General features: G+C 73.0%; 1 protein-coding gene and 1 pseudogene. One reads left to right on the forward strand and one right to left on the reverse strand.

Translation table 11 applies throughout. The annotated features are described in order from the left end of the window. Positions 1-664 (reverse strand): streptophobe family protein (locus AOK24_RS52170; protein ID WP_240554438.1); only part of this gene is annotated, 664 nt, incomplete at its 3' end. Here AOK24_RS52170 and AOK24_RS44865 point away from each other — a divergent pair. After that, positions 659-1,300 (forward strand): annotated as a pseudogene (locus AOK24_RS44865) (zinc-binding dehydrogenase); the annotation flags it as partial. The gene AOK24_RS52170 and the pseudogene AOK24_RS44865 sit on opposite strands and share 6 nt — an antisense overlap. Positions 1,301-1,392 lie beyond the last annotated feature (92 nt).

Here is a 1,392-nt window from a genome sequence, read left to right on the forward strand (position 1 = left end):
CCCCCACCGCGTCGAACCCCAGCACGGACAACCCCGCGTCGACGGAAACAACCGTCACCCGGGCGAGCAAGGCCAAGGCCACCCCCGTGACGACCCCCAACCGCACGGCGCACCCCGTGACGAACCGCCGCGCCCCGCCCTCCACGGGCGTACGGACCGCCGCGAACACGCCCGCCAGCAGCATCATCAGGACGGCGGCGACCCCCAACAGCCAGACGCGCCCGTCGAGTTCGGCGAGCCGGGGAAGCGTGACGGACTGCGGATCCCCAGCCGCGAGCAACCGGTCCAGCGGGTCCGGCAGGACGTACGTGAGGATCCCGCTGGCCCGCCCGTCATGCGGCACGAACAACCCGACGTCGACCCCGACCCACACCCCGTTGGGCGCACCGAGGAGCGCCGAGCCGTAGATGCGGCCGGGGTGATCGTCCCGGAGGGACGCGAACACGGCGGCAGCCCACCCCGCCGCGACGGCGACGAGCAGCACGGACACGACGGCGGACACGGCGGGCCGTACGACGCGGTGGACGAACCCCCAGCGCAGCGGAAGGGGCGTACGCCGGGATGCGAGGAGGGCCAGCAGCAGAACGCCCGCGCACCAGAGGAACCCGCCGAGCAGCGTGGCCCCCGTATCGACGGTGAACCCGACCGCGGCCTCAGCCTCCACGAGATCCCCGACCCCCTCGACGAAGCCCAGGCCGTAGCCATGATCGGCACCGGCCGCACAGCCCTCGGCATCCTCCAGTTCGCCACCCTCACCCCCGCCTCGATCGCCATCATCCCGGCGGCGGCAGGCGGAATCGGCACCCTCCTGGTCCAGTACGCCAAACACCGGGGCGCCACGGTCATAGCCCTGGCAGGCGGCCCGGCGAAGACCGCGCAGGCGCGCGCGAACGGCGCCGACCTCGCCCTCGACTACACCACCCCCGACTGGCCCCACCACCTCCGCACCTACCTGGGCCCCCGCCGCGCCACGATCGTCCTCGACGGCGTGGGCGGCGAAGCGGCCCGCGAATCGACCGCCCTCCTGACCCCCACCGGCCAACACCTCATCTTCGGCTGGTCCTCCCAGGGCGTCACCAACGGCACCGCCCACGAGGTGCCGGGCCTGTCCCAACACGTCCTCGGCCCCGTCATGTTCGAGAAAACCCCCCTCCGCACACTGGAGACCCAAGCCCTCACAGAGGCCGCAACCGGCACCCTCACACCAGCCGTCCACCGCTTCCCCCTCGCGCAGGCAGCAGCCGCCCACCGGGCCCTGGAAAGCCGCAGGACGACGGGAAAGGTGATCCTGGAACCGTGACTTCACGCGCGCGTGCCGGACCCCGCAACACCCCACCGCGCGCGCGTGCCGATCCAGAAAACACCCCACCCGCGCGCGGACCCCCCTTCACC

It is taken from the genome of Streptomyces niveiscabiei (genome assembly GCF_001419795.1).
Lineage (GTDB): Bacteria > Actinomycetota > Actinomycetes > Streptomycetales > Streptomycetaceae > Streptomyces > Streptomyces niveiscabiei.